The organism is Pseudomonas sp. QC2, assembly GCF_002859085.1.
GTDB lineage: Bacteria > Pseudomonadota > Gammaproteobacteria > Pseudomonadales > Pseudomonadaceae > Aquipseudomonas > Aquipseudomonas petroselini.
The window spans coordinates 230,404-253,673 of record NZ_PKKS01000010.1 but is presented as its reverse complement, the minus strand read 5'-3'; the positions used below and the strand labels follow the sequence as shown (position 1 = coordinate 253,673).

The 23,270-nt window shown below is 64.5% G+C and carries 28 protein-coding genes; 15 read left to right on the top strand and 13 right to left on the bottom strand.

From position 1 onward, the window contains the following. The first annotated feature begins 69 nt into the window (after positions 1 to 69). From QCBJ_RS10610 to QCBJ_RS10595, 4 genes are all read left to right on the top strand, one after another. A complete protein-coding gene (locus QCBJ_RS10610; RefSeq protein ID WP_012724770.1) occupies positions 70 to 453 on the top strand; it encodes a DUF2946 domain-containing protein in 384 nt (127 codons plus the stop codon). A 62-nt stretch (positions 454 to 515) separates the two neighbouring features. Beyond that, on the top strand, positions 516 to 1,061 hold the full coding sequence (locus QCBJ_RS10605; protein WP_102060776.1) for a putative natural product biosynthesis protein: 546 nt from the start codon (positions 516 to 518) through the stop codon (positions 1,059 to 1,061). Positions 1,062 to 1,145: 84 nt separating this feature from the next. Further along, positions 1,146 to 1,589 carry a hypothetical protein gene (locus tag QCBJ_RS10600; protein ID WP_102060775.1) on the top strand — a complete coding sequence of 148 codons (444 nt, stop codon included), beginning with the start codon at positions 1,146 to 1,148 and terminating at the stop codon, positions 1,587 to 1,589. A 77-nt stretch (positions 1,590 to 1,666) separates the two neighbouring features. Continuing rightward, positions 1,667 to 2,929 carry a coproporphyrinogen III oxidase gene (locus QCBJ_RS10595; protein ID WP_102060774.1) on the top strand — a complete coding sequence of 421 codons (1,263 nt, stop codon included), beginning with the start codon at positions 1,667 to 1,669 and terminating at the stop codon, positions 2,927 to 2,929. Between the two features lie 86 nt (positions 2,930 to 3,015). Here the strand turns inward: QCBJ_RS10595 and QCBJ_RS10590 are convergent, their stop codons facing one another. The 11 genes from QCBJ_RS10590 to nirS are packed head-to-tail and all read right to left on the bottom strand — an operon-like array spanning position 3,016 to position 11,790. After that, complete coding sequence (locus tag QCBJ_RS10590; protein WP_102060773.1) at positions 3,016 to 4,470, bottom strand: nitrite reductase; 1,455 nt, start codon at positions 4,468 to 4,470, stop codon at positions 3,016 to 3,018. Further along, the gene (gene cobA / locus QCBJ_RS10585; protein WP_102060772.1) at positions 4,467 to 5,291 is read right to left on the bottom strand and encodes a uroporphyrinogen-III C-methyltransferase; all 825 of its coding nucleotides are present in this window, start codon (positions 5,289 to 5,291) and stop codon (positions 4,467 to 4,469) included. Before cobA ends, QCBJ_RS10590 begins: the two co-directional genes overlap by 4 nt. A gap of 43 nt (positions 5,292 to 5,334) precedes the next feature. Then, entirely contained in the window at positions 5,335 to 6,513 is a 1,179-nt protein-coding gene (gene nirJ / locus QCBJ_RS10580) for a heme d1 biosynthesis radical SAM protein NirJ (protein WP_102060771.1), read from the bottom strand. 13 nt (positions 6,514 to 6,526) lie between these two features. Next, positions 6,527 to 7,027: an Lrp/AsnC family transcriptional regulator gene (locus tag QCBJ_RS10575; RefSeq protein WP_102060770.1), complete on the bottom strand. Its 501-nt coding sequence runs from the start codon at positions 7,025 to 7,027 to the stop codon at positions 6,527 to 6,529. Next, positions 7,002 to 7,445 (bottom strand): Lrp/AsnC family transcriptional regulator, encoded by a 444-nt coding sequence (locus tag QCBJ_RS10570; protein ID WP_102060769.1) that lies wholly within the window; start codon positions 7,443 to 7,445, stop codon positions 7,002 to 7,004. Before QCBJ_RS10570 ends, QCBJ_RS10575 begins: the two co-directional genes overlap by 26 nt. Next, a complete protein-coding gene (locus QCBJ_RS10565) occupies positions 7,438 to 7,953 on the bottom strand; it encodes an Lrp/AsnC family transcriptional regulator (RefSeq protein WP_102060768.1) in 516 nt (171 codons plus the stop codon). The genes QCBJ_RS10570 and QCBJ_RS10565 overlap by 8 nt, the downstream gene beginning before the upstream one ends. Then, positions 7,950 to 8,408, bottom strand: a complete 459-nt coding sequence (locus tag QCBJ_RS10560; RefSeq protein ID WP_102060767.1) for an Lrp/AsnC family transcriptional regulator — start codon at positions 8,406 to 8,408, stop codon at positions 7,950 to 7,952. Before QCBJ_RS10560 ends, QCBJ_RS10565 begins: the two co-directional genes overlap by 4 nt. 1 nt (position 8,409) lies before the next feature. Further along, positions 8,410 to 9,579, bottom strand: coding sequence for a cytochrome D1 domain-containing protein (locus QCBJ_RS10555; protein WP_102060766.1), 1,170 nt, complete (start codon positions 9,577 to 9,579; stop codon positions 8,410 to 8,412). After that, positions 9,576 to 9,893, bottom strand: coding sequence for a cytochrome c (locus QCBJ_RS10550; protein ID WP_177410657.1), 318 nt, complete (start codon positions 9,891 to 9,893; stop codon positions 9,576 to 9,578). Before QCBJ_RS10550 ends, QCBJ_RS10555 begins: the two co-directional genes overlap by 4 nt. 16 nt (positions 9,894 to 9,909) lie before the next feature. Continuing rightward, on the bottom strand, positions 9,910 to 10,224 hold the full coding sequence (locus QCBJ_RS10545) for a c-type cytochrome (RefSeq protein ID WP_102060765.1): 315 nt from the start codon (positions 10,222 to 10,224) through the stop codon (positions 9,910 to 9,912). A gap of 24 nt (positions 10,225 to 10,248) precedes the next feature. Next, positions 10,249 to 11,790, bottom strand: coding sequence for a nitrite reductase (nirS, locus tag QCBJ_RS10540; RefSeq protein WP_224795890.1), 1,542 nt, complete (start codon positions 11,788 to 11,790; stop codon positions 10,249 to 10,251). A gap of 325 nt (positions 11,791 to 12,115) precedes the next feature. On the opposite strand from nirS, the gene QCBJ_RS10535 reads away from it, so the two are divergent. The 6 genes from QCBJ_RS10535 to QCBJ_RS10510 all read left to right on the top strand — a co-directional run bounded on the left by QCBJ_RS10535 (position 12,116) and on the right by QCBJ_RS10510 (position 17,868). After that, a complete protein-coding gene (locus tag QCBJ_RS10535) occupies positions 12,116 to 12,892 on the top strand; it encodes a CbbQ/NirQ/NorQ/GpvN family protein (RefSeq protein ID WP_102060763.1) in 777 nt (258 codons plus the stop codon). After that, positions 12,876 to 13,439, top strand: a complete 564-nt coding sequence (locus QCBJ_RS10530) for a cytochrome c oxidase subunit 3 (protein ID WP_102060762.1) — start codon at positions 12,876 to 12,878, stop codon at positions 13,437 to 13,439. Before QCBJ_RS10535 ends, QCBJ_RS10530 begins: the two co-directional genes overlap by 17 nt. 6 nt (positions 13,440 to 13,445) lie before the next feature. Then, entirely contained in the window at positions 13,446 to 13,694 is a 249-nt protein-coding gene (locus tag QCBJ_RS10525; RefSeq protein WP_102060761.1) for a cytochrome C oxidase subunit IV family protein, read from the top strand. A 402-nt stretch (positions 13,695 to 14,096) separates the two neighbouring features. After that, the gene (locus QCBJ_RS10520) at positions 14,097 to 14,537 is read left to right on the top strand and encodes a cytochrome c (protein WP_064052256.1); all 441 of its coding nucleotides are present in this window, start codon (positions 14,097 to 14,099) and stop codon (positions 14,535 to 14,537) included. A 3-nt stretch (positions 14,538 to 14,540) separates the two neighbouring features. Then, positions 14,541 to 15,962: a cbb3-type cytochrome c oxidase subunit I gene (locus tag QCBJ_RS10515; protein ID WP_102060760.1), complete on the top strand. Its 1,422-nt coding sequence runs from the start codon at positions 14,541 to 14,543 to the stop codon at positions 15,960 to 15,962. A gap of 64 nt (positions 15,963 to 16,026) precedes the next feature. Next, positions 16,027 to 17,868, top strand: coding sequence for a nitric oxide reductase activation protein NorD (locus tag QCBJ_RS10510; protein WP_102060759.1), 1,842 nt, complete (start codon positions 16,027 to 16,029; stop codon positions 17,866 to 17,868). Here QCBJ_RS10510 and QCBJ_RS10505 read toward each other — a convergent pair. After that, positions 17,862 to 18,053, bottom strand: coding sequence for a protein DnrP (locus QCBJ_RS10505; protein WP_102060758.1), 192 nt, complete (start codon positions 18,051 to 18,053; stop codon positions 17,862 to 17,864). The genes QCBJ_RS10510 and QCBJ_RS10505 overlap by 7 nt on opposite strands. Continuing rightward, positions 18,050 to 18,769, bottom strand: a complete 720-nt coding sequence (locus QCBJ_RS10500) for a Crp/Fnr family transcriptional regulator (protein WP_064052253.1) — start codon at positions 18,767 to 18,769, stop codon at positions 18,050 to 18,052. The genes QCBJ_RS10505 and QCBJ_RS10500 overlap by 4 nt, the downstream gene beginning before the upstream one ends. Before the next feature lie 227 nt (positions 18,770 to 18,996). Between QCBJ_RS10500 and QCBJ_RS10495 the strand changes: the two genes are divergently transcribed. From QCBJ_RS10495 to glp, 5 genes are all read left to right on the top strand, one after another. Then, positions 18,997 to 20,187, top strand: coding sequence for an NnrS family protein (locus QCBJ_RS10495; protein WP_102060757.1), 1,191 nt, complete (start codon positions 18,997 to 18,999; stop codon positions 20,185 to 20,187). Between the two features lie 9 nt (positions 20,188 to 20,196). Further along, positions 20,197 to 20,619 carry a hypothetical protein gene (locus QCBJ_RS10490; protein WP_064052251.1) on the top strand — a complete coding sequence of 141 codons (423 nt, stop codon included), beginning with the start codon at positions 20,197 to 20,199 and terminating at the stop codon, positions 20,617 to 20,619. 133 nt (positions 20,620 to 20,752) lie between these two features. Next, positions 20,753 to 21,400 (top strand): pyridoxamine 5'-phosphate oxidase, encoded by a 648-nt coding sequence (pdxH, locus tag QCBJ_RS10485; RefSeq protein WP_102060756.1) that lies wholly within the window; start codon positions 20,753 to 20,755, stop codon positions 21,398 to 21,400. Positions 21,401 to 21,484: 84 nt separating this feature from the next. Then, the gene (gene moaB / locus QCBJ_RS10480; protein ID WP_102060755.1) at positions 21,485 to 22,039 is read left to right on the top strand and encodes a molybdenum cofactor biosynthesis protein B; all 555 of its coding nucleotides are present in this window, start codon (positions 21,485 to 21,487) and stop codon (positions 22,037 to 22,039) included. Beyond that, entirely contained in the window at positions 22,036 to 23,262 is a 1,227-nt protein-coding gene (gene glp / locus QCBJ_RS10475) for a gephyrin-like molybdotransferase Glp (protein ID WP_102060754.1), read from the top strand. Before moaB ends, glp begins: the two co-directional genes overlap by 4 nt. Positions 23,263 to 23,270: the final 8 nt, after the last annotated feature.

Sequence of the window (23,270 nt, the reverse complement as noted above, 5' to 3'; positions counted from 1 at the left end):
CTGCGACGTTCTGCCACAGGGGCATGCCGCGCTTCATCCTTTTGCGGCGCTGGTGGTAGAGTCGCCGCCATGAAATTGAGCCACCCCGACCGTTCGCTGATCGCCTGGGCCCTGTACTTCTGCGTGCTGATGAACCTGTTCGCCTGCGGTTTGGGGCATGGGCAGATGACGGGGCAGGCACTCAATGGCATCGGCGGGGCGTTCTGTTCGGTGGACGGCAAGCAGGCGCCACTTTCCGACAAAGGGTTGGGCAGCCCGGCTTCCAGCAACATCTCGAACTACTTTGCCTGCCCGGTGTGCAACGCCGTGACCGTTGCGCTGGTGTTCCTGATCGGCCTCGCCTGGCTGCTGGGCCTGGGGCAAACGCCGCGCCCGGCCCATGAACGGCGTAACAAGGCGCCGCCGCGATACCTCTGGCCCTCGGCCAACCCCCGCGCATCCCCCGCATTCTGACGTGTGCCTTGGGCCTCCTGAGACCAGGAGGCGTTCTATCGTCACGACTGTGAGTACATTTCATGCACCCCTTATTGCCTGCAGGCGCCTGCCGCCTGGTCAGCAAGGCGTCCCGTCGCCTGCGCGCGGAACCCGCACCGCCGGACTACCCCAGCAACTCGCGTAGCTTCGTGCACCTGGATGCACGCCTGTTGCCGTATTGGCACAGCCTGTTCGACCTCTGCCCGGCGCTGCTCAAACTCGACCCGCCCGAGGGCCTGAACCTGTTTCGCAGTTTCATGACCTGGGCGTATCGCAACCGTCCGCCGTTGGATTGGACCTATCACCTGAACGTCTGTCGCTGGCTGCTGGGCTCGCCGTACCGTGCGCAGATCGACGATGAACCGATCGAGGCATTCATGGCCGCGGCGGCTGCCGGATGGGTCAATGCCGATCAGAGCGAGGCCCATGGCGTGGTGCTGGCCTGGCAGGGCATGCGCGTGTTCGATTGGAAAGGCGCCCCGCTCAAGGGCGCCGAACATCAGGTACTGCCAGCGCCGTTATGGGATTTCGCCTGGTGCCCGTTGACAGACCGAGGCGAATTCGGTGGTTGGTTGCGCGTGCCATGAGAGGCGCTTGATCGACATCAAGGTCGCTCGGCGTGCGGGCCTGCATAGTGGGCTCCCCACGGCGGGCCCTTCTGCGAGGCCACCATGCTTTACCTGCTGTTTTTGCTGGCTCATCTGTTCGCGGCGCTGATCTTTATCGGCACGGTGTTTTTCGAAGTGCTGATCTTGGCGAGTCTGCATCGGCAATTGCCCAACCGGGTGATGCTGCTGGTCGAGCAGGGCATCGGCCAGCGTGCCCGGGTGTTGATGCCGTGGGTGTTGCTGGTGCTGTTCGGCGCCGGGATCGGCATGGTCGGGTTGCGTTATTTGCCCGTACTCGCCGCGCCTTTCGCCTCGTCCTTCGGCACCTTGCTCACCCTCAAACTGATCCTCGCCGCCAGTGTGTTGGTGCACTTTCTGTTGACGATGCTGCGCATGCGGCTCGGTCGCGTGGGGCCGCGTTATTTGCGTTTTGTGCACTTGAGCCTGTTCGCCCATATGGTCGCGATTGTGCTGTTGGCCAAAAGCATGTTTTACCTCAGCGGGTAAAGCCCTTGATGCATATCAAGGTGCGCCGTGGCGTCGCACCGGACAATGACGGACCGTCACCGGCCCCGGAGCCCGTCATGCACACCGTCATTCCTCTCGTACGTGCACGCCACGATCAAGGTGTACTGGACCTGAATGGGCAGGCCGATGTCCGCAGGTTTCACGCGGGCATCGGCTCCCTTGACGTATTGCGTGCATTGCGCAGCAGTCGCCAACGGCAACGCCCGCTGGCCTTGACCCTGCACTGGCCGGCCAGCACCCCCAGCGATGCTTACCGGCGCAGCCTGGCCCAGGAGATTCATTTGATCGGCTGCCACCTCGGCAGCCGCCAGCCGGTGGACTACCTCCAGTGGCGCGGGGCAGCGCCGATTGGCGATGTGCAAGCGCTGATGACCCCTCTGCTTGAACGCTTGCACTTCCATGAGCATGACCGCGGCGACTACGGCATCGACCTCGACCCTCGCCACACCGATTGGGCTGGCGTCGGCCTGCTGCGCGACCTTGGGTTCAACCGCATGTGCATTGGTGTGCCCGATGCGCGTGCCGAGGATGCCTATTCCCAGGCGTACTACCGCGACCCGGCGCCGATCCAATCGTTGATCGATGCGGCGCGCACCTTTGACTTTCGCTCGGTCAGTGTCGACTTGGGCTATGGGAGCGCCTGGCAGACCTTGGCCAGTTTCGAGCTGAAACTGGCCAGCCTGATCGCCCTGGAACCGGACCGCCTGCAGGTGTTCGACTACGCCCGGCCACCAAGCCGTTACCTGGCGCAATCGCCCTCGGCGCTGTGCAACGCGGCGGATAAAACCGCCATGCGCCAGCTGTGCTACGAACACCTGGACGCAGCGGGTTACCACTACATCGGCCTGGGCCAGTTTGCCCGTGGCGACGATGACCTCACCCAGGCCCAGGAGCGCGGTCGGCTGAGTCGCACCTGCGAAGGTTTTACCCTGCACGGTTACTGCGACCATATCGGGTTGGGCCTGGGCGCCATCAGCCAGATCGACACGCTGTGCGCGCAGAACGCCACGGACGAACATGTCTACGCACAGGCGCTGGACAACGGCCAACTCGCCACCTGTCAGGGCTGGCAACGCAACGCCGGCGATGCACTGCGCGACTGCGTAGTGGAACGCCTGGCCTGCGACCTGGAACTGGACATCCAGGGCATCGAGCGGCGATACGGCGTGATCTTCGCACGCTACTTCTCATCGATCTGGCCGCTGCTGGAAGAGTGGAACCGCGATGGCCTGATTGAATTGTCGGCACAGTTCCTGTGTGTCCTGCCAGCCGGGCGTACCCAGGTGGATAGATTGTGCCGGTTGTTCGAAGCGCCCTAGCAGGCCTCATCAGTGGCCCAATCCGGATCAAGGTGTGGGAGCGGTCTATGGCCGATAACGCCTTCGCACACCTGCAAACCCATGCCTCAGTGCGATGTGCCCTCGGCAAACTCGATCTTGTTGCCCACGTTGTATTTGCCCGACGGTTTGTTCATGGGCAGGCGTTTGATCTCCCTGAGTGTCTGGCTGTCGTAGACGATCAGCGCGCCGTCGGTGGCCCAGATGCTCAGCAGCACGTAACGCCCGTCGCGGGTGAACTCCACGTGCGCTGCGGTCTTGCCCGGTACCGGTCGCAGGGTGTGGGCGATTTCCAGGGTTTGCTTGTCGATCAGGTGGATCGCGTCGTTGTCCGGCCCGAAAAACACGTCGCTCCACACGTAGCGTGAGTTGATATGGCTGCGCATGAAAAAGCCCGGGCCCAGGGTGGGGATCTGCTTGATCAGTTTCCAGCTGACGGGGTCGAGCACGCTGATTTGCCCCTGGCTGATGTTCGGTGTGGCGAATACCCATTTTCCATCGCGTTGCCAATAGGTGCCCGAGCCCAGGTGCGGCATACCCGCCAGCGGAATATCGGTGACCACTGCGCCGGAGTCCAGGTCGATCACTTGGCCGCCACCGGCCTTGCGTGAAGTGGCGAGCAACTGGCGGTAATCGGGGGTGAAGGAGAAGTCGTCGAGCACATCCCGCGCCGCTATGCGCCGGGGCTCCCAGCTGGGCTGCGTCGCCGCGTAGGACAGTTCCCAGATTTCATTCACATCCTTGAGCGCCACTACAAAACTGTTGCGCGGCGGCGCGGTATACACGGCGCTGACCCGCGAGCCGGTGTCCAGCGTCTTGACCAGCGACAGGTCACGCGCATCGAGCACCACCAGGTTGCCCGGCAGGTAGTTGCCCACCAACACCCAGCGGCCATCCTTGCTCACCGCCAGGTTGCGGGTGTTGAGCCCGGCACGGGTTTCGGCGATCAGTTTGAGGTTGTGCAGGTCGTACAGGCTGATCCAGCCATCGCGGGAAGCAAAATAGACGAAGCGCCCATCCGGCGAGAACTTCGGCCCGCCGTGCACGGCAAAGTGGCTGGCGAAGCGGTCCAGCACGGTAAAGCGATCGCCGTCGAGAATATCGATGTGATGGTCGCCGGATTCCACCACCACAAACAGGTTCAGCGGGTCGGCGTGGTGTTGCGGGGTGCTGGGCAACTGGCTCAGGTCTGCCAGCAGACGATGGCTGGTGCGGATCGCCTGTTCGTTCCAGGTGGCGGGGGTGGCCGGCGGTTGCTGCAGGAAATCCGCCAGGCCATCAATCTGCGCGGCATTCAGCTGCGCCGCAAACCCGGCCATCTGGCTGGCGGGGCGGCCCTGTTCGATGACCTTGCGCACCTCGTCCGGCTTGATGCGCCCCAGGCTTTCCGGCAGCAACGCCGGGCCGGTGGCGCCGATACGGTTGAGGCCATGGCAGCCTGCGCAATACTGCTGGTAATCCTGCGCCGGCGTGCCATGGGCGGCCGAAGCCCAGAGCAGCGGCACCAGCAGCAGGCGTTTCATACCGCCACCGGTACGCGGGGCGCCGACAGGCTGGCGGGATAGTGCAGGCTGGCCCCGGCAAACAGGTTCACCACCTGGCCGATCACGGTGAGCGTCGGCACACCCGGTTCGCAGTCGGCAGCCAGGGTCGGCAGCTGGCGCAGGGTGCCTCGGGCCACACGCTGGTCGGCGCGTGCACCGTTGCTGATCAAGGCAGCCGGGGTGTCCGCCGGCAGACCGGCTGCCACCAAGTGTTCGGCGATCAGTGCCAGGTTCGACAGGCCCATGTAGAACACCAGGGTCTGGCTCGGCTCGGCCAGGCTGGCCCAGGGCAATTTCAAGGCGCCGTCGCGCTGCAAGTGCCCGGTGACGAAACGGCAGGAGTTGACCAGGTCGCGGTGGGTCAGCGGGATACCCGCGTAGGCGCTGCAGCCGGACGCGGCGGTGATCCCCGGCACCACCTGGCAGGGGATGTCCCGTGCCAGCAGGTATTCGAGTTCCTCGGCACCGCGCCCGAAGATAAAGGGGTCGCCGCCCTTGAGGCGCACCACCCGTTGGCCCTGGTTGGCCAACTCGGCCAGCAGTTCGTTGAGTTGGTCCTGGGGCAGGCTGTGGTAACCGCTGGCCTTGCCCACGTAATGGCGGGCGCAGGTCAGGGGGATCAGCGCCAGCAGTTCGGCGCTGATCAGGCGGTCGAACACCACCGCGTCGGCCTGCATCAACAGGCTCCAGGCGCGCAGGGTGAGCAGGCGTGGGTCGCCGGGGCCGGCGCCGACCAATGCGACTTCACCGGGGTGGAAGGGGCTGTGCAAACTGGCGGGTAGGGCGGTGGCTGTGTGCATGAGACGTCCTTGGTTCATCATCAGGTAGGCGCCCTCGGTTGTGTCACCGGGTGACGCAAGGGATCAGGGTGAGCGGCTGGCGGGCGATCTCGGTGTCGCTGAGGTGGCAACCGGGGTCCTGGCCCCAGAGGTCGCCGTCGGCCCAGGCGCGGGTGCGCGTGTTGCCGTTGCAGATCGCCAGCCAGCGGCATTCGGCGCAGCGCCCGCCGACGTTGCGCGGGTGCTCACGCAGGCGCAGCAGCAACGGGTCGGGCTGGTCCAGCCAGAGCTGGCGGAAGGGGGTGTTGCGCACATTGCCTACCGAGTGCTGCCACCAGTAGGTGTCCGGGTGTACCTCGCCGGTGTTGTCGATATTGGCGATGCCGCTGCCCGACGCGTTGCCGCCCCAGCCATGCAGCATCTGTTCAAGCTGCGGGTAGTGTTCGGGCAAGTGGCGGTGCACCCATTGCAGCAACAGCACCGCGTCGGCGTCGTTGTTGCCACTGACGAAATCGCTGTCGATGCCGTGTTCGATGTCGTGCCAGGCCTGCTGGAAAATCAGCGCCATGGCGTCGCGGCTCATCTGCCGGTGCGCATCCAATTGGCGGCTGCGTTTGCCGCGCCCGCTGTAGTTGAGGTGCGACAGGTAGAACTTCTGCACATCGTAGGTGCGCATCAGCGCCAGCAACTGCGGCAGTTGTGCGTGATTGTCCTGGGTCAGGGTGGTGCGCAGGCCGACGCGAATCCCAGCCTCGCGGCACAGGCGGATGGCATGCATGGAGCGCTGGAAACTGCCGTGCAGTTGACGGAACGCGTCGTGGGTGGCCTCCAGGCCATCGATGCTGATGCCGACATAGTCAAAGCGCGCATCGGCGATCTGCTGGATATTCTGCTCATCGATCAGCGTGCCATTGGTCGACAGCGCGACGAAAAAACCTTTGTCGCGGGCATAGGCACTGAGCTGGAACAGGTCGTCGCGCAACAGCGGTTCGCCCCCCGACAGGATCAGCACGCGCACCCCGGCAGCCTGCAGGTCATCAATCACCGCCCGTGCGGCGGCGGTGTCCAATTCATCGCGGAACACGCTGTCGGCGCTGGTCGCGTAGCAGTGTTTGCAGGTGAGGTTGCAGCGCCTGAGCAGGTTCCAGATCACCACGGGGGGCCGGTCGCTGCCGGGAGGCGAGGTGCGCGGTGGCGGGCACTGGCCGGCGAGGGTGCGCAGGTACTGACTGATCCGCAGCATAGGGAGGCTCCTTCTAGTGCGAGGGGGTCAGGCGCAAGCCGGTTTTTTTCAGGATGCGGCTGCTCACCAACATCTCGTCGGCGCGGCACGCGTCACCCAACAGGTAGCGCAGGTGCTCACGGTAACTGTCGATTTCCTCGCGGCTGCGCCCATGCACCATGGCGAACAGGTTGTAGGGCCAGTCGGGCCTGCGCGGGCGCCGGTAGCAATGGCTGACGAAGGGCTGTGCACCGAGTAACTCACCCAGGCGTGGCATCTGCTCGTCGGCCACGTCCCACACGGTCATGCCGTTGTGCCGATAACCCAGGCGGTAATGGTTGGGCACGGCGGCGATGCGCCGGATCGCGCCTTCGGCCTGCAGGCGCTTGAGCAGGTCCAGGGTCGATTCGACGCTGATGCCCAATTGCTCGGCGAGCCATGCCCATGGGTCTTCCACCAGCGGCAGGCCGCTTTGGGTGAGGGCGATCAGGCGCAGGGCCAGGGCGTTGTCAGACCGGGAAATACACACCGACATGGTAGGTTTGCTCCTTCGGCAGATTGAGCACCGCCAACCCCGTGAGGGCTTCGATGCGGGACAAGGTGACGGCCAATTCCGCCTCGCTGGCGCAGGCCAGTACGAACCACATGTTCCAGCGGTGGTCGCGGCGATAGTTGTGGGCCACCTGGGGCAGTGCGTTGAGTTGCGCGGCCACCGCGTAAAATCGGGGTTCGGGCACCGCCAGGGCGGCGAGGGTGAAGGCGCCGCCGAGGCGCTCGATGTCGAACATCGGGCCGAAGCGGGTCAGTACGTCGTCTTCGAGCAGGACATGCAGGCGGTCAAGCAGTTCGTCGGGACTGCTGTGCAGTTCCTCGGCCACCGGCTGCCAGGGCTGGCGCACCAGCGGCAGGCCGCGTTGCAGGCGATTGATCAAGCGCCGATCGAGATCATCCATGCGCCCATACCTGTGAGGGCGGCGGCGCAAAGCGGCCACCGCATTGTTTGTAGGCGCGGGTGCTGAACAGCAACTGGTGGGGCAGGTCGCTGAGCTGATGCTGGTGCAGCACCGCCTGGATATGCTCGGTCACGGCTTCACGCTGGCGCCCGTGCACCATGCAGAACAGGTTGTAGCGCCACTGCGGCAAGCGGCGCGGGCGTTGGTAACACAGGTTGATGCCGGCCGCGCGGCCCAGGCGTGTACCCACCTCATCCACCAGCGCGTCCGGCACATCGAGCACCAGCATGGCGTTGGCGACAAAACCCAGGGCGCGATGGTTCAGCACCAGACCGACGCGGCGGAACAGGCCTTGCTCGTGCCATTGCTGCATCTGCTGCAGCACTTGGTCGTGATGGGCACCGATCTGCTTCGCCAGGTCCTCATAGGGCCGCACGACAAGGGGCAAGCCGCGCTCCAGGCACTGGCGCAGGTCGAGCATCTGCTCGTGGCTCAGGGGCGAGATCACGGGAGTGCTCCCAGGGAAAACCCGAGGTCAATGCGGTAGGCGGTGAGCATCGGCAGGTCCAGGGGGCAGAGGCCGGTGTCCTTTTCCAGCTCCTCAAGCACCTGTTCCAGGTGCTGGCGATGCGGGCCGGTCAGCACGAACCACAGGTTGTAATGGTGTTCGCGCGCATAGTTGTGGTTGACCTCCGGGTACTGGCTGACACGGCGGGCCACCTGTTCCAGGCGCTCGATCGGCACGGCCAGGGCGGCCAGGGTGCTGGCGCCGGCGCGGGTGTGTTCGAACACAGGGCCGATGCGTGACAAGGCCCCGGCCAATTCCAGGCGTTGCAGGCAGGCCATCAACTCGGCTTCGCTGCAACCCAGCACCTGGGCCATTTCCCGGTAAGGTTCGGCGCACAGCGGCATGCCGTGCTGGTAGCGTTCGATCAACTGCTGGCTGAGCAGGTCAAGGTCCATCTCAATACCCCATTTTTTGCGCACGGCTGCTGAAGAAAATTCCGCTGGGGCTCAAGGCCGGCAAGGTCTTGAGCAGGGTCAGGCGATACGGGTCCCAGACCTGCACCTGGGCGCCATCGCGCACCGACAGCCACAGCTGCTCGCCACGCCCGGTGAACTCCATGTGCAACACGCCGGGGCCGGGGCGCAGGTCGGCGACGATCTGGTGGGTTTCACTGTCGAGCACCTGCACGCGGTCGTTGTCCGGGTAGGCGAAGTTCACCCACAGCTGGCGTCCGTCCGGCCGTGCGGTGACGAAGATCGGTTGGCCGGCCACCGCGATGGCGGCGGTCTGCTGCCAGCTGCGTGCGTCCATCACCAGCACCTGGTGGCGCCCCACGGCGGGCACGAACGCCTGGTTATCGGCCACGGCCCAGCCTTCGAGGTGAGGCATCTTGTACACCGGCAACTTTTCCTGGCCGCGACCGTAGTCGGCCAATACGCGTTTTACGCCGTGTTCGGGGTGCCACAGGTCGAGCTGGGCCATGCCGTCCTCGCCGAACAGGCCGGCCATGTAGTAGCGGCCGTCGGCGGTGATCAGGGCGTCGTAGGGTTGCTCGCCGATCCCGGTGAACCGGGTGATCTTCGGCGTGTTGCCCTGGCTGAAATCCGCACTCCAGATCTCGCCGGTGTCGAACAGGCTGAACACAAAACGTTGGCCGGGCGCATCCACCAGGCCCACCACCCGCGAGCGTTTGCCGTCGGGCAGGGCGGTGGCGGGGATGTCGGCGACCAGTGCCAGGGTCACGGCATCGAACACCTTGACCCCGCCGGGCTGGTAGTTGGAGACGGCAATCAGGCGCCCATCCTGGCTGATGGCGCCGCCAATGCTGTTGCCGCCCTGGAGGATGCGTTTTTCGATGCGTTGGCCCAGCAGGTCGACTTGGGTCAGCCCGCCGTCACGGCCAAATACATAGGCCTGGCGCTGGTCGCGGGAAAACACTACCGAGGCATGAGACAGGTCGCCCAGGCCCTCGATGCGCGCCAGGCTCTGCATGCCGGTGGTTTCAATGATTTGCACACTGGCGGTGGTGCGTTCGATCACCAGGCCCAGGTCACCGGTGCCGCGCAACGCAGGCTGGGTGCAGGCGCCGAGCAGCAGGCACAGGGCTAAACAGGTGGGGCGGATCATGGTGCGGGGATTCCTTGCAAGAGACGGTCGACCAACCAGGCGATGTCGTCGGCGCTGAGCAGCGGTGCCCAGCCGGGCATCGCACGGGCAGGGCGGCCATGGGTCACGGTGGCAATCAGGCTGTCGCGGCTGTGCCCGGCGAGCGCCTCGGGTGTCAGGGGCGGACCCAGGCCGCCGGTGAGGTACAGACCGTGGCAGGCGCCGCAGTCCTGGGTCAGCAGGTGTTCCAGGCGGGTGGCGTCAGGTATCGCCGCCGCCCGCGTGGGAATCAGCAAAAGCAGCGCCAGGGCGGTACCGATCATCGATGCGTTCATGGCGCGCTCCTCGGGGTTATTTCAAGCTCAGGACCCAGTCGGCGAGTACCTTGGCTTCGTCATCCGTGACGGGGTTGGGTGGCATCGGGATCGGCCCCCAGTTGCCCTGGGTGCCGTTCTTGATGTGGCCGGCCAGCGTTGCAGCGGCGTCTTTCACGCCGGCATTCTTGGCCGCCACGTCCTTCAAGGCCGGGCCCACCAGTTTGCTGTCGATGGAATGGCAGGCTGCGCAGGGCTTGCTCTTGAACAAGGCCGGGCCGTCTTGTGCCAGCACCGGTTGCAGGCTGAGCGCAGCGGCGGCTGCCAGCAATGCGAGGAGAATATTTTTCATTGGGTGACCTCGTGTTGATGGGGCTCAATAAATATCGTGTTGGGTGTTGAACACGTTGAACTTGCCGGTGGGGGTGATCAGGCGCTTGTCCTTGATCACCTGCTTGAGCTTCAAGGTTTTGTCGTCGATCACCACCAGCGCCGACTCTTCGGTCTGGCCGTTCCACACCGAGAACCACACCTCGTCGCCGGCCTTGTTGTATTCCGGTTGCACCACGCGCAAGGCGCCTTGCTTGATGCCGGAATACTCGGCAATCGGCAGCACGCTGTAGCCCTTGTCGAGGTGGTTGATGTCGAAGACCGCCACGGATTGGCTGAGCTTGGCATCGGGGTTGAGCGTGGTGTCCACATAGAGGTGGTGGGAGTTGGGGTGGGTCTTGATAAACAGCGAACCGCCGCCCTGGCCCTTCAGTGATGCCACCTGTTTCCAGGCGTACTGCGCGTGCTTGACCGGGTCGGTGCCGATCAGCGAAATACCGCCGTCACCCAAATGGCTGGTGGCCCACACCGGCCCGTATTGCGGATGGACGAAGTTGGCGCCACGGCCGGGGTGCGGGGTCTTGCCGACGTCCACCAGGGCGGTGAGCGTGCGCAACTTGGAGTCGATCACTGCCACCTTGTTCGAGTTGTTGGCCGCCGTGAGGAAGTAGCGGTGAGTGCTGTCCCAGCCGCCGTCATGCAGGAACGGTGCGGCGTCGATGGTGGTGATGGTGAGGTTCTTGATGTCCTGGTAATTGACCAGCATCACCTTGCCGGTTTCCTTGACGTTGACGATGAACTCCGGCCATTCGTGGGACGCAATGATCGCCGCCACCCGCGGTTCGGGGTGGTACTCCTGCTTGTCCACGGTCATGCCACGCGTGGACACGATCTGCTTGGGCTCGAGGGTCTCGCCATCCATGATAGTGAACTGCGGCGGCCAGTAAGAGCCTGCGATCGTGTACTTGTCTTCAAAGCCCTTGTACTTGGAGGTTTCCACCGAGCGCGCTTCGATACCCACCTTGATCTCGGCGACCTTGGTCGGCTCGGCGGGCCACAGGTCGATCATGTCGATCTTGGCGTCGCGGCCGATCACCAGCAGGTAGCGGCCGGAGGCGGAGATCCGCGAAATATGCACGGCGTAGCCGGTGTCGATGAGTTTGACGATCTGCTTGGTGTCGCCGTCAATCAGGGCGATCTTGCCGTCGTCGCGCAGGGTCACGGAAAACAGGTTTTCCAGGTTGAGTGTGTTCAGCTGTTTCTTTGGCCGGTCTGCGGGTTTGACCAGCACTTTCCAGGTCTTGAGCGTCTCGGCCATGCCCCATTCCGGCGGGGTGGGCGCGGTGTGCTGGATAAACGTGGCCATGCTGGTGATCTGCGCCTTGGTCAACGCATTGGAGGTGCCCCAGTTCGGCATGCCGGCGGGCGAACCGTAGGTGATCAACGCTTCCAGGTAGGCCTGGCCCCGCGCCTGGGTGATATCCGGGGTCAGCGGTTTGCCGGTGGCGCCCTTGCGCAGCACACCGTGGCAACCGGCGCAGCGCTCGAAGTAAATCTGCTTGGAGGTGTCGAAGTCGGCCTGGCTCATGTCCGGCGCGCCGACGGTGTGCACCACGGCAGGGGTGGCGGCGCCATGGGCGCTCAAGGGCAGGGCGAGGGCCAGCGCGCAACTCAGGCTGGCGAGGCTCAAGGTGAAGGTTGTTCTGTTGCGAGTCAGCATTCCATGTACTCCTCAGGCGAGACCTTTGCGGTGCCGCGCAACGTGTGCGGGCGCAGGTTCTTAGTGCCAGGCCAGACTATGGCGAGGTGTTGGAATGCTCGCTTGACGGCGATCAAGTTTGCCGGGGACAGCGCTTGCCAGGTTGTCGCAGGGGCCCTTAGCGTGGCCGTCGAACCTGCCTTGGATACCTGCCATGACTGAGCCTTTCTACCAACCCCTCGACAACGAACAGGTGCTGTTCGAACACGCGTGGCGCCACCGCATGCCGGTGCTGATCAAGGGCCCGACCGGTTGCGGCAAGACCCGCTTCGTGCAGCACATGGCGCACCGCCTGAACTTGCCGCTGTACACCGTGGCCTGCCACGACGACCTCAGCGCCGCCGACCTGGTCGGCCGCCATCTGATCGGCACCCAGGGCACCTGGTGGCAAGACGGCCCACTGACCCGCGCCGTTCGCGAGGGCGGCATCTGCTACCTGGATGAAGTGATCGAAGCGCGCCAGGACACCACCGTAGTCCTGCACCCGGTGGCCGACGACCGCCGTGAGCTGTACCTGGAACGCACCGGCGAAGTGGTCAAGGCGCCGCCGTCGTTCATGCTGGTGGTGTCGTACAACCCCGGCTACCAGAACCTGCTCAAAGGCATGAAGCCCAGCACCCGCCAGCGCTTCGTCGCGATGCGCTTCGACTACCCGGCAGCCGCCGACGAAGCGCGCATCGTGGCCCAGGAGGCCCAGGTGGACAGCGCGTTGGCGACCGAAGTGGTGCGCCTGGGCCAGGCCCTGCGGCGTCTTGATCAACACGACCTGGAGGAAGTCGCGTCCACACGCCTGCTGATCTTCACCGCCCGCCTGATCGCCGCCGGCATGCCACCGCGCGAAGCCTGCATGGCGTGCCTGGTCCAGGCCCTGAGCGACGACCCGCAGACCGTCGCGGCGCTGATGGACGTGGTCGATGTGCACTTCGCCTGAGGCCCGGCGCCTGCCGGGGGATTTGGCGATGTGGTTTTTCATCCTTGCCGAGTTGACGGTGTTTGCGATCTTGATCCTGGCGTTTGTGGTGATGCAGCGGCTGGAGCCTCAGGTGTTTGCCGTGGGGCGTTTGGCGCTGGGTACCTCCACCGGGTTGGCGATGACCTTGAGCCTGCTGACCGCCGGGTTGCTCGCAGCGCTGGGGTTGCAGCAAGTGCGCGCGGGCTGTTTGCGACGTGGGGCCGGGTTGTTTGGTTGTGCGTGGCTGGTGGCGCTGGTGTATGTGGGGATCAAGCTCACGGAATACACCCATCTGGCGGGTGTTGGGCTGGGGATGGAGCACAGCCGGTTTTTTACCTTGTACTGGATACTCACGGGGTTTCATTTCCTGCATGTGGTGTTGGGGATGGTGATCCTGGGGTGGCTGGGGGTGGGGTGTTGGCGGGGTGGGGTTTTGGTGACAGGGGTGGAGTCGGGGGTGCTGTATTGGCACATGGTCGATTTGGTGTGGGTGGTGTTGTTTCCGGTGGTTTATGTGATGGGGTGATGGCGGATGAGTGTTTCGCAGGGGTTGGTGGTGTGTTGGGCGTTGTTGGTGGCATTGAGTGTGGGGACGGTGTTGGCGGGGGCTGCGGGAGTTTGGGTGGGGGTGTTGGGGGTGGCGGTGGTTAAGGCGTGGTTGATTGTGGATGGGTTTATGGAGTTGCGGCGGGGGCCTTGGGGGTGGCGGGGGATGGTGTTGGGGTGGGCGGTTTTGTTGGTGTTGTTTGTTGCGGGGGTTGGGTACATATCCGTTGTTTAGGTCATGGCTAACCCGGCGTCCTGCCGGCTTACCCACGCTCCAAAGCCTGCGTTCGGCCAGCGTGTTTGACGGAGCGCCTCAGATCAAGATCAAAAGCAAGAGCACGGCGGCCTGGTAGCCGACCGGTTTCTAACTGTCGATCTCGGTTAAATGTGGGAGGGGGCTCCCGATAGCAGTGGGGCAGTGACAGATGCATTAGCTGACACACCGGCATCGGGGGCAAGCCCCCTCCCACAGTTTGATCTCCATACATCAGGTAGATATCAGCCTGATTTTGATCTTGATCTTAGTGCCGAGTGTTGGGGCAAGAGCCTTTGTACTCAATCTTCTTGATCGCCATCAAGCACTTTTCCCACCTCACCTTCCTATCATGACCCCCGCCAAGCCATGAGGAAGACGACCATGTCAGAGACCTTCACCAAGGGCATGGCCAGGAATATCTACTTCGGAGGAAGCGTGTTCTTCTTCCTGATTTTCCTGGCCCTGACCTACCACACCGAACAAACCTTTCCCTCCCGCAGCAACGCCGACCAACTCACCGAGTCGGTGGTGCGTGGCAAGGGTGTGTGGGAGCGCAATAACTGCGTCGGCTGCCACACCCTGTTGGGCGAGGGCGCGTACTTTGCGCCGGAGCTGGGCAATGTGTTCCAGCGCCGGGGCGGGGAAGAGGGGTTCAAACCGTTCCTGCACGCCTGGATGAAGATGCAACCCCTCGGTGTGCCAGGACGGCGGGCCATGCCGCAATTCAACCTCGATGACCAGGAAGTGAATGATCTGTCCGAGTTCCTCAAATGGAGCTCGAAGATCGACACCAATAACTGGCCACCGAACAAGGAGGGCTGAGCCATGCGCAGCGCCAATCCCTATCTGAAGTTTCAATCCCAGGCCGTGGCCAAACCCTACTTTGTGTTTGCCTTGATGCTGTTTGTCGGCCAGGTGCTGTTTGGCCTGATCATGGGCCTGCAATACGTGGTGGGTGACTTTCTGTTCCCGCTGATCCCCTTCAACGTGGCGCGGATGGTCCATACCAACCTGCTGATCGTGTGGCTGCTGTTCGGCTTCATGGGCGCCGCCTACTACCTGGTGCCCGAGGAGGCGGATCGCGAGTTGCACAGCCCGAAGCTGGCGATCCTGTTGTTCTGGGTGTTCGCCGTGGCGGGGGTGTTGACCATCCTCGGTTACCTGCTGGTGCCGTATGCGGCGCTGGCCAAGCTGACGCATAACGAACTGCTGCCGACCATGGGCCGTGAATTCCTTGAGCAACCCACCATCACCAAAATGGGCATCGTGGTGGTGTGCCTGGGCTTTCTCTACAACATCGGCATGACCCTGCTCAAGGGCCGCAAGACCACCGTGAGCATGGTGATGATGACCGGGCTGATCGGCCTGGCGGTGTTTTTCCTGTTCTCGTTCTATAACCCCGGCAACCTGGCGCGCGACAAGTTTTACTGGTGGTGGGTGGTGCACCTTTGGGTGGAAGGCGTGTGGGAATTGATCATGGGCTCGATGCTGGCGTTCGTACTCATCAAGGTCACCGGCGTCGACCGCGAAGTCGTGGAGAAGTGGCTGTACGTGATCATCGCCATGGCCTTGATCACCGGCATCATCGGTACCGGGCACCACTTCTTCTGGATTGGTGCGCCGCAGGTGTGGCTATGGGTCGGTTCGATCTTCTCCGCCTTGGAGCCCTTGCCGTTCCTGGCAATGGTGATGTTCGCCTTCACCATGGTCAAACGGCGGCGGCGCCAGCACCCCAACCGCGCGGCCACGCTGTGGGCCAAGGGCACCACGGTGACGGCGTTCTTCGGCGCCGGGGTGTGGGGCTTCCTGCACACCCTGGCACCGGTCAACTTTTACACCCACGGCACTCAGCTCACGGCGGCGCATGGTCACCTGGCGTTTTTCGGCGCCTACGCCATGATCGTGATGACCTTGATCAGCTACGCCATGCCTCGCCTGCGCGGCCTCGGTGAAGCACCGGATGCGCGCTCGCAGACCCTCGAAATCTGGGGCTTCTGGCTGATGGTGTTGTCGATGGTGATGATTACCCTGTTCCTCACCGCCGCCGGCGTGGTGCAGGTGTGGTTGCAACGCTGGCCCGTGGACGGAGCGGCGCTGCCGTTCATGGCTACGGTGGAACACCTGACCGCATTGTTCTGGGCACGGTTGGCCAGCGGTGTGGTGTTCCTGCTCGGGTTGCTCTGCTACCTGTACAGCTTCCGGCAACGGCGCAGTGTGGCCGGTGCGCCGGCGCCCATTGTGTATTGATCGTCAATCCTCAAGAGGGCGGCCCGGCTGGTACAGCGGGCCGTTTTACGTTTGGAGCAACCCCATGGCCTTTACCCTGGAACTCGAAGAGTGGGTCGGCAGCGCCTGGCACCGCTTCATCACACGGCGCGCCCGCGTGGACTTCCCCGAGGCGCAGGTGCAGTTAGCCGACCGCCAGCGCAGCCTGGCGCTGCTGTTTCGTGCCCTCGGCGGTGCCGGCGGCATCGCCCTGGAGGCGGCCGGCGAGCGCGATGTGTTGCTGCGCCGCAACCTGCTGATGCGCATCGCCGGCACCTGCAGGCACGCGCCACTGGCCTCCTGTGACGGCAGCCGCTTGCGTTTGCCGGCCAGCCTGGCGGTATTTCCCGAGGCTGCACTCAACCAGGAACTGTACCGCTGGCTGGCGCTGCTCGCCGCGCAGTCGGGCCCCATGACCCATTGGGCGCGGGATAACCAGCGCTGGACCTGGCTGCTGTTGCAACGCTACCCGGTCCTGCTGCCCAGCTACCGGCGCCTGGTGCACGCCCATATCGCACTGCGCCCCGACCCCGCCAGCCTGCGCCCCGACGAAGCGGCCCTGGAGAAAGCCTTGCGCAAGGCCCTGCGCGAACCCGGCAGCGTGCGCAACCTGCCGCGCAGCGAGCGCGCCCCGTGGCCGTTGCCGTTGTGGCTGTACCCGCCGCTGCACCTGGACGCGCCACAAAGCGCAGACCTGGACGACGAAGGCGACGACCTGTCGACAACGCCCGGCGAGCAACACGGCGCGCCTAAACGCGCGACCCGGCTGGACGACAACAGCCGTGACGGCGGCCTGCTGGTGGTGCGGCTGGAAAACCTGTTCAGTTGGACCGAACACGTCGACCTCGACCGCTGGACCGACGACAGCCAAGACCCTGACGCTGCCCGCGTCGCCGAAGACCTCGACCAACTGAGCCTGTCACGCCAGCGTGTGCGCAAGAGCGGCGGCTTGAAGCTGCACCTGGACCTGCCACCGGCCGACGTCGACGACATCCCCCTTGGCCAAGGCATCAAGTTGCCCGAATGGGACTATCGCCAACAACGCCTGCTGGACGACTTCGTCAACCTGCAGCCGATGCATCCGCGCCTCGATGCGCCGCAACCCTTGCCCGCGCGGCTGCACGCTCAGGCCCAGCGCCTGCGTCGGCAATTCCAGCACCTGCGCACCGACCGCCAGTGGCTGCGCCAGCAACCCCAGGGCAGCGAACTCGACCTGCAGGCCTGGCTGGATTTTCATGTGGAGCGCCAACACGGCGCCTGTGCCGAACGCGGCCTGTTCATGGAGCAACGCCACAGCCACCGCGACCTGGCGTGCCTGCTGCTGGCGGACCTGTCGATGTCCACCGACGCGCACTTGAACGACACGCAAAAAGTCATCGACGTGATTCGCGACAGCCTGTTGTTGTTCGGCGAAAGCCTGGCAGGCGCCGGCGATCGTTTTGCGCTGTACGGGTTTTCGTCCCTGCGTCGGCACCAGGTGCGTTTGCAGGTGCTCAAGTCGTTCGACCAGCCCTACGACGACCGCATTCGCGGTGCGATCCAGGGGCTTAAACCAGGTTACTACACACGCATGGGCGCCGCGATTCGCCAGGCCACCCGGCTGCTGGGTACCTGCAAGCAACGGCGCAAACTGCTGTTGTTACTCACCGATGGCAAGCCCAATGACTTGGACCTGTACGAGGGCCGCTATGGCGTGGAAGACACGCGCCAAGCGGTGATAGAGGCGCGGCGACAGGGCTTGATCCCGTTCTGCATCACCATCGACAAACAGGCCGGCAACTACCTGCCGTACCTGTTCGGTGCCCATGGCTTCACCCTGATCCGCCAGCCGGAGCAGTTGCCCCAGCGCTTGCCCCAGCTGTACCGGCAGCTCACTGAACGTCAGTAGATATCCCGGGGGAGCCAGAAGAACATCGCGATGCAAAACAGCGTGAGGCCCAGGCAACACCACTGGAAGCGGCTCAACCGTCGCGCCAGGGCGCGTGCCTCGGCTTCGGGCAACGGCATGGCGCAGTCGTCGCAGGTGTCGCGCTCCACAGCATTGCGATGTTGGCAATACAGGCAGGTTTTCACTCGAATTGTTCCAGGCGTTGCCGGTCGAGAATGGCGATCTGGCGCGCGTCCTGGGTGATGATGTTCTCGTCGATCAAGCGCCGGATAATCCGCGAAAACGTCTCCGGTTGGATCGACAAGTGCCCGGCGATCAGTTGCTTGGCCATCGGCAGTTCGAAGTGGGTTTCGCCTGCCGGCAAGTGCATCAACTGGGTCAGCAGGTAGCGCACCACACGGTGGGTGGCGTTTTTCAGCGACAACGTGTCGATCTCGTTGACCCGCTGGTGCAGGCGTACGCACAGCTTGCCCAGCAGGGCGAACGTCAGGCGGCTGTTGCTGTGCAGCAGGCGCATATACGTGGCGTTGGACAGGCGATACAGCTGGGTCGGGCACACCGCTTCGGCGCACGCCACATAATTGGGAGTGTCCATCAGCATCATCGCTTCGGCGAAGGTCTGGCGCTCGCCGATCACTTCAAACACCTTCTCCTGGCCGTCCGGGGTCAGGCGGTAGATCTTCACCGCACCGGCAATCACGAAATAGAACGCATCGGCGGGCTCGCCCTGGCGGAACAGCGGCTCACCCTTGTCGACGCTGAGCAACTGGCTGCTGCTCATCAGCTCACTCAATTGCGCCTCGTCCATGGGCTCGAACAGGTGGTGGCTGCGCAGAATCTGATGGTGCACGCGATGCAACACGCGGTGCACATCCTTGAGCGGTGGCAGCGCGGCGTTCATATCAGCACCAGTGACAGGCCGCTGGCCGCTGCCAGCATGGAACCCAGGATCACAAACCAGGCAAGCGGGACGCAGGCGTTTTTCATCATGGCTCCATGGCGCAGGTTAAACGGGGATGATGCCGGTGAGGGTACGCCTACGGCACGGGCCGCGACTTGATCTGCGACAAGGGCAACGCGCGCGCGTAAGCGCAAGATCAGCGCAGTGATGAATTGAGGAGCCTTGGCATGCACGTACTGGATCGGCGCAAAGCGATGTCGATAACACCGCTGTTTCGCCTGGCCTTTCGGCCGTTTTTCCTCGGCGCCTGCCTGCTGGCGGCGCTGGTGATTCCCCTCTGGCTGCTGGCCCTCAGCGGCGCCACCGGCACCTGGCAGCCCGCCGGGGGGTGGCTGGCGTGGCACCGGCATGAGTTGTTGTTCGGCTTCGGCCTGGCAATCATCGCCGGGTTCCTGCTGACGGCGGTGCAAACCTGGACCGGTCGCCCCGGCCTCAGCGGCACGCCGTTGGCCCTGTTGGCGGCCTTGTGGCTGGCCGCGCGCCTGGGCTGGCTGCTCAACGTGCCGTGGCCGCTGCTGGCGCTGCTGGAACTGAGCTTCCCGCTGGCCGTGGCCGGGGTGATGGGCTGGACACTGTGGAAGGTCCGGCAGACGCGTAACTACCCGATTGTGCTGGTGCTGGTGTTGCTGGCCGTGGCGGATGGGTTGTCGCTATACGGGCTGTGGCGCCATGACGAAGGCGGGCAGCGCCTGTCGGTGCTGACGGGGCTGTGGCTGGTGGCCGCCATGATGGGGCTGATCGGTGGCCGCGTGATTCCGTTCTTCACCCAGCGCGGCCTGGGCCGGGTTGACCCCGTCAAGCCTTGGCCTTGGCTGGACCGCTTGCTGCTCGGCGGCTCGATCCTGGTGGCGCTGCTCTACGCCAGCGGCTTGGCCCTGTTTCCAACCCCCTGGAGCGGCGCGTTGTTTGTCGCGCTGGGCCTGGGGCATCTGCTGCGCCTGGCGCGCTGGCATGACCGCGGCCTGTGGCGCGTGCCGCTGCTGTGGTCGTTGCACCTGGCGTATGCCTGGCTGGCCGTGGCGTGCCTGGGCATGGCGCTGTGGCATTTCGGCGCGCCGCTCAATCCCAGCCTGGCGGTGCATGCGCTGACCATCGGCGCCATGGCCGGGTTGATCCTGGCGATGATCGCGCGGGTCAGCCTCGGCCATACCGGCCGGCCTTTGCAGCCGCCGGGCGGGATGACCCTGGCCTTTGCGCTGCTGAACCTGGCCTGTGTGTGCCGCGTCGTGCTGGTGTTGGCCTGGCCGTTGGCGGCCTTGTGGTTGGCGGGCCTGTGCTGGACTGTCGGGCTGGGCCTGTACCTGTGGCGCTACGGGCCGATGCTATGGCAGGCGCGGGTCGACGGGCATCCCGGTTAGGAGACACACATGCTGTATGCCTGGTTGTTGATTGTGCATCTGCTGGCCGCCATCGCGTTTATCGGCACGCTGTTTTTCGACGTGGTGATCTGGCACAGCGCCCGAGAGGAACTGGCCTGGTCGGCGCAGTTCACCTCCGAGCAGGCCATCGCCCGGCGTTCGCGGCGGGTGCTGCACCTGGTGGTGATCGTGCTGTACGGCGCGGGTCTCGGCCTGGCGTGGCACTACTGGGGCATCGCCTGGAACAGCCGCTTCGGGCTGATGTTGAGCCTGAAAGTCCTGCTGGCCCTGAGCATCATCGGGCATTACCTGTTGCTCGCGTACTGGCTGTCGCACAAGTGCTTGAGCCCCCGGAGAGCGCTGTGGATCCGGCGCAGCATCCTGGGGCACATGGTGGTGATCGTGATTCTGGCGAAGTGGATGTTGCGTTGATCAACTCGCCGAGTTCGACAGACACAATACCCGTCGCCCTGCGGCGTCATGCCGCGGGCGGTTGTTGATCGCGGTCAAGGGATAACGCAGCAGTAGTTCCCACACTGTGGCGAACTTTCTGGAGGATCGCGTCATGCCCCTGTCCCTTGCGCAATTGCGCCGTAACTACACCCTCTATGGCTTGCGTGACGAGAACGCGCAGGCGGATCCGTTGGTGCTGTTCGGCCAGTGGCTGGGCCAGGCGCGCAAGACGGAAGTGCCGCCGGCCGAGGCCAATAGCATGGCCTTGGCCACGGTGGACAGCCAAGGGCATGCCCATTGCCGCATCCTGTTGCTCAAGGGGTTCAGCGCCGAGGGTTTTATCTTTTTTGGCCATTACCACAGCGCCAAGGGCCAGGAACTGGCGAGTAATCCCCATGCGGCCATGACGTTTTTCTGGCCGGGCCTGGAGCGTCAGGTGCGCATTGAGGGCCCGGTAGTGCAGGCGGGGGCGCAGCTGTCGGATGACTATTTCGACGCGCGCCCGGTCGCCAGTCAGTTGGGCGCCTGGGCTTCACCACAGAGCCAGCCCCTGGCCCATCGCAGCGAGCTGGAAAGCCGCTTGCGTGAGGTCACGCAACGCTTCGCCGGGCGCCAGCCGCCACGGCCCGACAACTGGGGCGGCTATTGCCTGCAACCCCGGCGCATCGAGTTCTGGCAGGGCCGCCCCGAACGCCTGCATGACCGTCTCGACTACCGCCTGCACGACGGCCACTGGCAGTGCACGCGCCTGGCCCCCTAACGGCATACCTCCTCCGAGGAATAGGCCCTGCGCCCATTGCGGCGCAGGCTGAGTGCAACTTTCTTCACGCCTGGAGCCTTGATCATGGCCCATCTGACCCAACGCAGTTTTGTCTCGCTGAATATCGCGGTACTGACCATCAGCGACACGCGCACCTATGACACCGACACCTCCGGGCAAACCCTGGTGGACCGCCTGCAACGTGCCGGCCACGTGTTGATCGACCGCGGCATTGTGCTGGACGACATCTACCAGATCCGCGCGCGTGTCTCGCAGTGGATCGCCGACCCTCAGGTGCAAGTGGTCCTGATGACCGGCGGCACCGGTTTTACCGCTCGGGACAACACGCCCCAGGCCGTGATGCCGTTGCTGGACAAGTCCGTGGACGGTTTCGGCGAGCTGTTCCGCCAGGTGTCCCTGGCGGAAATCGGCATGTCGACCCTGCAATCCCGTGCCCTGGCCGGCATCAGCAACGGTGTGCTGGTGTGCTGCATGCCCGGCTCTCCGGGCGCCTGTCGCACGGCCTGGGACCAGATTCTGCTTGGCCAGTTGGACAGTCGCACCGGGCCGTGCAACTTCGCGCCGCACCTTAAGCCCCAGAGCGATCAACCGCTTGGCGCGTGTGAGGCGCGGTCATGAGCGTGTGTGACAGCGGCGACCTGCTGCCGGTGGAGGAGGCCATCGCGCAATTGCTCGCCCAGGCGCCACCGCCACCGTCCACCGAAGTCATTCCCCTGGCCCAGGCCCTCGGGCGGGTGATCGCCGAGGACGTGTTCTCGCCCCTTGACCTGCCGGGTTGGGACAACAGCGCCATGGACGGCTACGCCCTGCGCGCGTTTGACGTGCCGGAGCAGGGCGGTTACCTGGAAGTGGCCGGGCGCATCGCTGCTGGGCACAGTAGCGAGGTGCCGTTGCAAGCTGGGCAAACCATGCGGATCTTCACCGGTGCGCCGCTGCCCGTCGGTGCCGACAGCGTGATCCCCCAGGAACGCTGCCGCGTGTATGGCCAGCGCATCTGGTGCCCACCACTGCGCCTGGGTGACCACGTGCGCAAGCGCGGCGAGGAGCTGCAACGCGGGCAGTGCGTGTTGGGGGCGGGCAAGCGTCTGCGCGCCCAGGAAATCGGCCTGCTGGCGGCGGCGGGCATCCCGCGGGTGAAGGTCTATCGAGCGCTGCGGGTGTGCCTGCTCAGCAGCGGCGACGAATTGCGTGAACCGGGTGAGTCACTGGCGCCTGGGCAGATCTACAACAGCAACCGTTACCTCGTCGCGGCGTTGCTGCGTGGTTGGGGCGTGGAGGTGCACGATTACGGCGTGATGGCCGACGCCCTGGCAGCCAGTCGCGATGCACTGGCGCTGGCGTCCTCCGAATGCGACTTGCTGCTGACCACCGGCGGCGTGTCGGTGGGGGAGGAGGACCACCTCAAACAGGCCATTCAGGAACTCGGCAACGTGGATTTCTGGCGCCTGGCGATCCAGCCCGGCAAACCCCTGGCGTTCGGCCAAGTGGCCGGTAAACCTTGGATCGGCCTGCCGGGCAATCCCACCGCCGCGCTGGTCACCAGCTTGGTGGTGGTGCGCCCGTTCCTGCTGCGGGCCCAGGGCGTCGAGCAGGTGTTGCCGGCACCGATCAGTGTGCCGGCCGGTTTTGAATGGCTCAAACCCAACAAGCGCCGCCAGTATTTGCGCGCACGTTTGAGCCCTGGCAGCGATGGGCAATTGCGTGCGGTCCTGCACCCCCAGCAAAGCTCGGCGATGCTCGTCGCGGCTTGTTGGGCCGATGGCCTGGTGATCGTCGAGCGCGAGCAACAGGTGCTCAAAGGCGCGGCGGTGCCGTTCCTGTCCTTTGCCGATTTCCACTGAGGAGCCAC